At 44.9% G+C, this 10,042-nt stretch carries 8 protein-coding genes and 2 pseudogenes; 5 read left to right on the top strand and 5 right to left on the bottom strand.

The genetic code is table 11. The features are described from left to right. Positions 1 to 268: 268 nt before the first annotated feature. Positions 269 to 508 (bottom strand): hypothetical protein, encoded by a 240-nt coding sequence (locus ACLD4K_RS17430; protein WP_183058741.1) that lies wholly within the window; start codon positions 506 to 508, stop codon positions 269 to 271. Between the two features lie 248 nt (positions 509 to 756). After that, positions 757 to 947: pseudogene (locus ACLD4K_RS17425) on the bottom strand (non-LEE encoded effector protein NleB); the annotation flags it as partial. A gap of 371 nt (positions 948 to 1,318) precedes the next feature. Between ACLD4K_RS17425 and ACLD4K_RS17420 the strand changes: the two are divergent. From ACLD4K_RS17420 to ACLD4K_RS17400, 5 genes and pseudogenes are all read left to right on the top strand, one after another. Beyond that, on the top strand, positions 1,319 to 1,996 hold the full coding sequence (locus ACLD4K_RS17420) for an NleE/OspZ family T3SS effector cysteine methyltransferase (protein WP_411012227.1): 678 nt from the start codon (positions 1,319 to 1,321) through the stop codon (positions 1,994 to 1,996). 100 nt (positions 1,997 to 2,096) lie between these two features. Further along, positions 2,097 to 3,156: pseudogene (locus tag ACLD4K_RS17415) on the top strand (IS256 family transposase); the annotation flags it as partial. Positions 3,157 to 3,165: 9 nt separating this feature from the next. Continuing rightward, entirely contained in the window at positions 3,166 to 3,294 is a 129-nt protein-coding gene (locus ACLD4K_RS17410; RefSeq protein WP_411012230.1) for a hypothetical protein, read from the top strand. Between the two features lie 593 nt (positions 3,295 to 3,887). After that, entirely contained in the window at positions 3,888 to 4,817 is a 930-nt protein-coding gene (locus ACLD4K_RS17405; protein ID WP_000178730.1) for a VirK family antimicrobial peptide resistance protein, read from the top strand. Positions 4,818 to 5,110: 293 nt separating this feature from the next. After that, entirely contained in the window at positions 5,111 to 6,007 is an 897-nt protein-coding gene (locus tag ACLD4K_RS17400; protein WP_411012226.1) for an antimicrobial resistance protein Mig-14, read from the top strand. A 721-nt stretch (positions 6,008 to 6,728) separates the two neighbouring features. Here ACLD4K_RS17400 and ACLD4K_RS17395 read toward each other — a convergent pair. From ACLD4K_RS17395 to tctD, 3 genes are all read right to left on the bottom strand, one after another. Next, positions 6,729 to 7,742: a HoxN/HupN/NixA family nickel/cobalt transporter gene (locus tag ACLD4K_RS17395; RefSeq protein ID WP_076727043.1), complete on the bottom strand. Its 1,014-nt coding sequence runs from the start codon at positions 7,740 to 7,742 to the stop codon at positions 6,729 to 6,731. A 132-nt stretch (positions 7,743 to 7,874) separates the two neighbouring features. Next, complete coding sequence (locus ACLD4K_RS17390; protein WP_411012229.1) at positions 7,875 to 9,290, bottom strand: sensor histidine kinase; 1,416 nt, start codon at positions 9,288 to 9,290, stop codon at positions 7,875 to 7,877. Beyond that, positions 9,277 to 9,951, bottom strand: a complete 675-nt coding sequence (gene tctD, locus ACLD4K_RS17385; protein WP_001237934.1) for a transcriptional regulator TctD — start codon at positions 9,949 to 9,951, stop codon at positions 9,277 to 9,279. Before tctD ends, ACLD4K_RS17390 begins: the two co-directional genes overlap by 14 nt. Between the last annotated feature and the right edge of the window lie 91 nt (positions 9,952 to 10,042).

The following is a 10,042-nucleotide window of genomic DNA, read 5'->3' as shown; positions in this document are numbered from 1 at the left end:
CTGCCCAGGTCCAAAATGGCAAGTAAAATAGCCCTAATGGGATAGGCTCTAAGATTGTCATGAATAGTCATTTGCGATTCCTAAAAAAGCGAAGGCTGTTATGAGAGTTGAATTGTTTAATATGCTTCTGCTGTGATGCAACGGTCCACTGCCCGAAGCCCCGCTTTATAAGCTGCGGCGTGTATAACTACAAGGTAATCTTTGACACTCATTAACAACATCAAGAAAATAGACTTTCTGTGCTTCAGATAAATGTTCTGCGATTTCCTCAACCGTAAACTCTGATGACCTCATCATGTCCGTTCTGAAGTGCTATAAGTAAAGCAGATACTCCATCATTATTTTTTGCCGCAAGTAATTCTGCTGTTTTATCCGCAGTCAGATATGAGTTTTTAAGCAGTTTTCCGTGAGCAAGAACAGCCTCGGAATGCCCATTATTTGACGCTATAAGCATTCCCGGAACATTATCAAATCTCTTTGCTGCCAACAAAATAGCTTTTTCATCCAAACTGAGCGTCGCTGCTTTGAGAAGTATTATATGCGACCGTTGTTATATGAAAATAAATGCTACGAGGTGAAAATGAAATCGTTCCCGACATATACTATGCCTCCATTTATTATCAATCAATGGGAATTGTTATTTAATAGCCAATTAAATTATTTAAGCTCTTCTTACTCCCATATTTCACAAGGAATGCCGTATATCTCCGTTCTGAACAGCACTGCGATTTTAAAGTTGGCTGTAGTAGAGAAAACTGGATTCCGCTCAAACCACTGGAAAAGAAAAGAAGAGGGGTTTTCTCATCTAAAAGGCACAAGGGATAATCTTTTCCATTAAAACTTGTAAACTGAATGTCCCTGTTGGTAACAGTTTTAACCAATTCATTTTTTGAAAGCGCGGGAACATATCTATTTAATGGTGGAATCATAACAATTAAATGCTCCATGCTTACTTCATTACATATTTTACATGATGATTATTAGCACATGTTTTTTAGCGTTGCAATCGCTGTCAGCTAAAAGATGCTAAATTAAGCATTAACCGATGGATACATACATATCCTACTAGTGAGCAATGAAACAAATATTTTATTGTTAAAATTGATACTTTATGTAAATTCTGTAGACAAATCACAGGGATAACATGATACAACAGCTACGTGCTAATTTTAATCTATGCTTAAACTGAGTTCTATCAAGATCTTTAAGGCGACTGTTAAGGGATACGCCTTGGTTAGCATATAATTCTTGACGGACTGATGTTTAAATAGAGAACATACGATATCATTGTAGCATCTAAATAAAAATGGAATTGTAAATGAAAATACCCAGCATTAGCAATCAAAAGATTTCGTTTTCGGATCGGATTAATACAATAGATATAATAATGAAAACTTATCCTGATGTAACTCATTATTTTTTCATGGAAAAACCTAATATTTATGATCAGAAATATATTTCAGGTATAACCAGAGAACAGTCTGTATTTAAAATTAATGGATACATTAATAAAAAGGCAGAACTCACTCATTATATGCAACGTATGTATTCAGACTCTCACGTTAATTTTAAAACCATCTCCAGGGATGAAGCCAACACCGCTGAAGGAAGTTGGTTAACTGTTATTACAGGGAAACGTCCAATGGGACAGTTTTCAGTAGATAGTCTTTATTCACCGGTGTTGCATTCATTGCTTGAACTACCAAATATTGGATGTAAAATCTTCCCCAAAGAGGGCAATAATTTTTTATATATAATAGTAGTATACAGAAAAGATTGTGCGCAGGGTGAACAATATGCAAACCGATTTATTGAATTATACAATAAAAAAAGAGAATTAATGTATGATATGAGTGATGAGTCTAATGAATTGAAAACAATAAAATCAGAGCTTGTTGTCGCAAGGGAGATGGGAACAATTTTAAGTTACTTACCAGAGGAAATAGATAATTATATCTCTAAAATGAATTTATTATTTTTAAAAAAAACTAATTAACATAACCACGAGAGTCCGCAGCATAAAAAGAGACTGTAATTTAAATTATGTAATTGTCTGTTTTTGATATGTTCACTCCAACACCGGAGACAGGCAAATTATGGACGAAAATAAACTCAAAGCACTGGCTGCTGTACTGGCTAAGGGCCTTAAAACCGAAGCCGATCTTAACCAGTTTTCCCGGATGCTGACGAAGCTTACTGTCGAAACAGCACTCAATGCTGAGCTGACTGACCACCTCGGACACGAGAAAAATGCGCCCAAAAAAGGCTCTAACACCCGCAATGGCTACTCGTCAAAAACGGTGTTGTGCGATGACGGCGAGATTGAGCTGAACACGCCGCGTGATCGTGAAAATACCTTTGAACCTCAGTTGATTAAGAAGAACCAGACGCGTATTACGCAGATGGACAGCCAGATTTTATCTCTGTACGCCAAAGGTATGACCACGCGCGAAATCGTCGCCACGTTCAAAGAAATGTACGACGCGGATGTATCGCCCACGCTGATATCTAAAGTCACCGACGCCGTAAAAGAGCAGGTCACTGAGTGGCAAAACCGACAGCTGGATACGCTGTATCCCATTGTTTATATGGACTGCATTGTCGTCAAAGTCCGTCAGAATGGCAGCGTAATCAACAAAGCCGTCTTCCTGGCGCTGGGTATCAACACCGAAGGCCAGAAAGAATTACCAGGTATGTGGCTGGCCGAAAATGAAGGCGCAAAGTTCTGGCTAAGCGTACTGACGGAGCTGAAAAACCGTGGCCTTCAGGACATTCTGATTGCCTGTGTGGACGGTCTGAAGGGCTTCCCGGATGCGATAAACAGCGTCTACCCGCAGACTCACATCCAGCTGTGCATCATCCATATGGTGCGTAACAGCCTGAAATACGTGTCCTGGAAGGACTACAAAGCCGTCACCGGTGGGCTAAAAGCAGTTTATCAGGCTCCGACCGAAGAGGCGGCGCTGATGGCGCTGGATGCGTTCGCAGACGCGTGGGATAATAAGTATCCGCAAATCAGCAAAAGCTGGCGTACGCACTGGGAAAAACTGAACACATTCTTCGGCTACCCGCAAGGCCATCTACACCACGAATGCCATAGAATCGCTGAACAGCGTGATCCGTGCCGCGATTAAGAAACGCAAAGTGTTCCCAACGGACGACTCGGTGCGGAAGGTTATTTATCTGGCAATCAAGGATGCGTCAAAAAAATGGAGTATGCCGATCCAGAACTGGCGGCTGGCGATGAGTCGTTTTATTATCGAGTTCGGTGACCGCCTGAGCGATCAACTTTAATACAGTGGCAGTTACACAGAATTACGGACAAGCTCTCTCCGAGAGAGTAACACAGTACATGATAAAATTTATCATATAGATTTGCATTTAGCGATAAGGTGAATCCCCCTTTTGCGCCTGGTTACATAATCACGCATCACGATGCTTTGCTGTCTGATTAACACTACGTCCTTTCTGGGGAAACATTCTCCATCCATGTTGTCTGACTTACACCATACCAGCCAAATAAATATATTGGCTTATACTCGTCATACTTCAAGTTGCATGTGCTGCGGCTGCGTTCCCTCACCCCAGTCACTTACTTTAGTAAGCTCCTGGGGATTCGCTCGCTTGCCGCCTTCCTGCAACTCGAATTATTTAGAGTATAAACATTATTTAAAATAATAAACACGGCATTCGTTTTAATACTACGTTCAGGACTCATCCCATTCATTAGCAGAAAACCTATTAAAAAGCGTGTTCAGGCGTTTTATTGCTTCCATTGATAAACCGTTTAACAACATCGTCTATACAGGCCCTCTTCGTTGCCTTTACGTTTAACTCAATCAGGCTACCGTCTCGGTTATAAGTCTATCGAGTAGTAGGGACGTAGTATGACGATGCAGCCAAGTGATATGGAAAGATATAATCCATTATTAATGTTAAAAGAAGTCATGGCGCAGACGCCTTATCGCCATAAACGCTGGGGAGAGCGTAAGTTTCGCTATAAATTTGTATTACGTTGCCTTATTAACCCCGTAACGACAATTAAATACTTCAATGAATTATGCCATCTGTCTCAGCCCAGAACGCTGATCATTCATCGTCCACTGTTGCCGGCAAAAATCCAGCGGCCCTATTTGTATACCGGACTTAGCATGCGTTGCCGGGCAAGGGCTATTCTGGAACACTACCAGTTCGTTCAGTCCTTTCCGGAAAATAAAATTAAAAAGATCCTCCTGTCCGAGGAACAAATCTTACTCGCTCACCTGGAAGGAAAAAACGGTGCTCTGGTAGATATCTACTGCGGTCCCTGTGGCTATGACAGAGAAGGTGAACTGACATTAACGCTGTGCTTCAATGATACGCCGTTGGCACGTTTATCATTTTCCTTTATCCGCCATGAAGGGAAGCAAATAGCGCTGGTTGCCGGGTTACAAGGGCCCAGTAAACATGTCGGCCCACAAGTCATACGTAACGCCACCAAAGATTGTTACGGTCTCTTTCCTAAACGGATGCTGTATGAAGCATTTGCGACATTGATGCAGGCCTGTAATGTCGACGAGATTTATGCGGTAAGTGAAAACAACCATGTTTATCGTCAACTCCGGTACTTATTCCAGAAGAAAAAAACTTTTGTGGCCAGCTATAGTGAATTCTGGGAGTCGCTAAACGGCGTTAAGAAAGGTGCCTTATATCATCTGCCATCACAGGTGATGCGTAAAGCGCCTGAAAGTATCCCCAGCAAAAAACGCGCAGAGTATCGGAAACGCTATCATATTCTGGATACAATAATACAAGAGGTTAACAGCCTCTCCCGATAGAACTATTTCATACGCGGATGTGCAGATCCTGCTACCGTTCAGCGGAGCTCTTTGAAATCTGTATCGCTACTGGATGGTTAAATACAGAATGGCTTGCGAGTGAAAAGCGCGGCATTAAACCGTCGCTTTCACTCATGCTATGATCAACATCTTAATCTTATTCCCTTCACCATAACGTCATCGATTAGCATGTTAACCATTAAATACAAGCTAAACATTTTTCACTTTTTTATTTGGTTGAGCGAAAAAATAATACAAAATAGAATTTTCAGTAAGCTAAGTCAGGAGTTTTGGTGAAAATACAAGAAGTTAAGCGTATATTAACCCGCTGGCAACCGTCTTCCTTTTCCCTATACCGGGAGGTGTTTACGCAATACGGCGGTAGTATCAATATGCACCCAGATATTGTGGATTATTTCATGAAGCGCCATAACTGGCATTTTAAATTCTTCCACTATAAAGAAGATGATAAGATTAAAGGCGCCTACTTTATCTGTAATGATCAGAATATTGGCATCCTGACGCGCAGAACCTTCCCGCTATCTTCAGATGAGATACTTATTCCGATGGCACCAGATTTACGCTGCTTCTTACCCGATCGTACTAACCGGCTTTCGGCGTTACATCAGCCACAAATACGCAATGCCATATGGAAACTCACCAGAAAAAAACAAAATTGTCTGGTCAAAGAAACGTTCTCTTCTAAGTTTGAAAAAACACGCCGTAATGAATATCAGCGGTTTCTTAAAAAAGGCGGAAGTGTAAAAAGCGTTGCTGATTGTTCTTCTGATGAACTGACTCATATTTTTATCGAGTTATTTCGGTCTCGTTTCGGCAATACTTCATCCTGCTATCCCGCTGATAACCTTGCCAACTTTTTTAGTCAACTGCATCACCTTCTGTTTGGGCATATTCTTTATATTGAAGGGATACCCTGTGCATTTGATATCGTACTGAAATCTGAAAGCCAGATGAACGTCTACTTTGACGTATCTAATGGTGCAATTAAAAATGAGTTCAGGCCACTCAGTCCCGGCAGCATACTAATGTGGCTAAATATTAACCGCGCCAGACATTACTGCCAGGAAAGACAAAAAAAATTACTTTTTTCCATCGGCATACTAAGGCCTGAATGGGAATATAAGCGCATGTGGTCGAACCCCTATTTTACCGGAAAATCGATTTGCTAAAAAGAAAGCCTGGACGTAAATATGTTTTTTACGTCCAGATTTTTCATAAGTCCTGATGAACTGATAAAAAACGAAAGTTTAATCATAATTTGAAAAATAAGTTAACCACCATATAATCATAATGACAATTACTCGAAATTCACTTACACTACACTCGGTTTTACGGAATTGATTAACACAGTATGTTACAGATAACGTGCTAAAAAGCGTGCAGCGGTTATACATTTTCATATGTGTGTGTCATTAACCTGGCGTCAGGAACAGATGATGATGACAACCACCATTTTATCTCTTCTGCCCTGGCATACCGTCAGTAGATTAAAGGTGTAGCCTTGTTTTATGGCATTACAAAAATGTGGGTGAGGTCTATGCTCAATGTATACGTTATTTGTAACAACGCTCTTGTGCATAAACAATGCGTTATTGCCAACAGCACTGAACGGGTACAGTGGTTCTTGCTGACAACAGGCTTAAAGATCGCCTTAACACGGGATACCTGATAACTGGATTATATTATGACACATGCAGACTGGCTGATTCTTGGGTATACAACTGTTATTATTATTTTTGGTATTGTATGTTATATCGGATTGCTTAAATTGATAACGAAAGGCAAGCATGAAAAATAACGCACTTACCGGGAAGAATATACTCTCAGGAGATAAAATTCTTCGGCAATGATGCGACACCACTGCCGAAATGCTATTTTTACAGAAATCAATCAGGTATTGAGGGTGATTTTATCATAGCCGCGCCAGCGATAATTCAACAACGAGAGCAGCCAGAATAGCACAAAAGCGCCCACTACCCAGAAGCCCACATTCCCCATATGATCGTTAAGCGTGCTTACGGTCTGCCAAAATGTTCCGCTTAACTGTAACGCATCATCAATCAACCCCAGCGCCTCAAGCCCGCCAATCGCCAGCGCGACAATGACGGATGCGGCGGTAATGGTCATATTATAATAAAGCTTACGTAATGGATGCGAGAAAGCCCAACCGTAAGCGCCGACCATGACAAAGTTATCCAGGGAATCCACCAGCGCCATCCCGGCGGTAAACAGCACAGGAAAAATCATCATCGACCAGAGAGATAGCCCCTGGTTGGCTGCTGAAGCGGAAATGCCCAGCAACCCAACCTCGGTTGCGGTATCAAATCCCAGACCAAACAGAAAACCGACAAAATACATATGCCAACTGGAAGTGACCAAACGAAACGTACGCTGAAATATACGCGTCATCAGCCCGCCAGGTATCGCCTCGTCATGCGCCCTCACTGACTCGCCGCGGGTAACCGAGCGAAATTGCCGCCAGACGTTGAACAAAATAAACAGGTTAAGCAGGGCCATCGCCAGCAGAAAAAAAGCGGAAACAGCCGTACCAATCAACGAACCATATTGATGCAAAACATCAATACGATCGCGAAATGCCATCGACGTCACAACAATCGCCAGACATGCCAGAACGACAATGGTCGAATGACCCAATGAAAAAAACGCCCCCACGCCTAAAGGCGTTTTACCCTGCTGCATCAGTTTACGGGTGACGGTATCGATGGCTGCGATATGATCGGCATCAACCGCATGACGCAGCCCAAAGCTATACGCCAGTATGGCTGCACTTAGCATGACTGCATGGTGATGAAAAACACAGAACGCCCAAATCCAGGCCAGGAGGTTAACCCCGACAAGAAAGACGGTTAATGCTATTCCCCGTCGTTTAGTATGATTATTCATGCCCCTGCACCCACTATATTTTTAATTAACGCTACGGTTTGTAGGGGGAATGTATGATCATTTGATTAAAACGTCACACCTCAAGATGCGACTTTTTGTAAACGTGCTTTACCGCTGACACATTTGTGCGCATTACTGCGGAACAAGGCTTAAAAAGCGTATCCGAACGTATAACCCTCCCAACGCTTCGCTACGGGAAAAATGGGGATGAGTACGGTGCAGGCGTGCGATATCATTGACCAAAGCCAGACCAATGCCCGCCCCGGCCACATTTCCTACGTTATCGAGCCGGTGGAACGGCTGTAGCGCCAGATGGATGTGTTCATCATCAATGCCGGGGCCGCTATCTTCGACAACCAGCGTCACGGCATCGCCATCCCGTTCAAGCCGCGCGGTGACGATGCCTTGCTCCGGCGTGTATTTCAGCGCATTATCCAACAAGTTTCCGCACAGCTCGCTAAGCAGTACCTCATCCCCCTCGATCCACATCGCTTCCTGTTCGCCTTCGTAGCCCAGGTCGATATGTTTACTCCGCGCCTGCGCCAGGCGGGTAAAGCAGCCGCTCTGTACGATATCGTACAGATTCACCGGGGAAAAACGCCGCTCGCCCTGCTCTTTATGCTTTACCGCAGAAAGTTGCAACAATCTTTCCGTGAGCTGAATGGTGCTATTCAGCGTTACGCTCATCGCCTGCAGACTTTCGTACCAGTGATGAGGGTGCTGGCTGGCTAACGCCACCGCCGCCTGCGTTTTTAACACCGCCAGCGGCGTTTTTAACTGGTGAGAAGCATCGGCGCTAAAGCGTTCCTGCCGGGAGAGGATGCCGCGGAGCCTGTCAATGTAGCGATTAAACGCCACGATTAACAAGCGTGTTTCCGACCACGGCAGCAGTTCCGGCAGCGGCGTTAACAAACCCGGTTCGCGGCGTATCATTAATGACGAAAGTTGCCGCATAGGCCGCAGGATCCGGCGTAATAACCAGCCAACCAGCACCAGGGTCAGCAACACCAGCAGACCCTGTGAGATCCAGGAGGAGAACAGCAGTTGGCCCGCCAGATAACGACGGGACTGCAGCGTCTCTGCGACATAAATCTCCGCCATGCCGATAATGCCGCCTTCGTTGACCGGCTGTAGCAAACGCGCCACGCGGATCGCCTCGCCGCGATACTCGGTATGATAGAACCACGCCAGCGCCGGATAAAGCCGGGTACGGGGCGTAGCAGGCGGCATGGCGGGCAGATCGTCATAACCGGAAATGACCTTTCCGGAAGGGTCTACGACTTTGTAATAGAGTCGATCATTCATATTAAGCTCGAAGCTATCCAGCACCACCCAGGGCACGTTAACTTCCAGATGGTTATTGCGCACCACCAGCCGTTCCGATACCGTTCGCGCCGAGGAGAGCAACGTACGATCATAAGCCTGCGTGGCGGCCTGTAGCGCATTGACATAACTGTTAAACGCCGACAGCCCCCATAGCAGAATCAGCGGCAACCCCAGGAATAGCAAGAGTTGCAGGTACAACGATTGCGGCTTAACCCACTTCATCGCCGCGCTCCAGCACATAACCCAGGCCGCGCAGCGTCGTAATTCGTACATCGCTTCCCTGGAGTTTTTTACGCAGTCGATGAATATAAAGTTCGATGCTTTCAGGACTTACCTCATCGTTCAGGCTGAACACCTGTTCAAAAAGCTGCTGACGCGAAACCGGCCGCGTTCGTCGGTACATCAATACGGTTAAGAGCGCCTGCTCACGCGGCGTCAGCGCTAACGGCTGTCCCTGTAACAGAAAATACCCTTCATCATGAAAGATCAATTCCCCCAGTTGCTGAACTTCATGAACCTGCCCAGCGCTGCGTCGGAGCAAGGCCCGTAAACGGGCATCCAGCTCCTCCAGTTCAAAGGGTTTCGGCAGATAGTCATCGGCACCGACGTTGAGACCTTTTACGCGATCCGCCACCGCGCTTCGCGCCGTGAGCAGCAAAACGGGCAAGGTCTGACCGCGTTTACGCAGCCGTTGCACCACCTCCAGCCCATCCATTCCCGGCATATTGATATCCAGCACCGCCAGCGCGTACATTTCACTGTGCAGAAGATGGTCAGCCGCCAGGCCGTCAAATACGCAGTCCACGGCAAAGCCGTTTTGCACCAGCGCTTTCTCCAGCCAGTGAGCCAGCTCACGGTTATCTTCCGCCAATAAGAGACGCATATCACATCCTGTAAAGTTTCTGCCGCATTGAAAGGGAATTGAAAGGTTATTGTTTTAACAATCACGCAACCGAACTGCTACATGTCGGCTC

The organism is Salmonella sp. 741265055_HSA, from assembly GCF_046569525.1.
Classification (GTDB): Bacteria; Pseudomonadota; Gammaproteobacteria; order Enterobacterales; family Enterobacteriaceae; genus Salmonella; species Salmonella enterica.
This window is presented reverse-complemented; position numbering and strand designations above follow the sequence as displayed.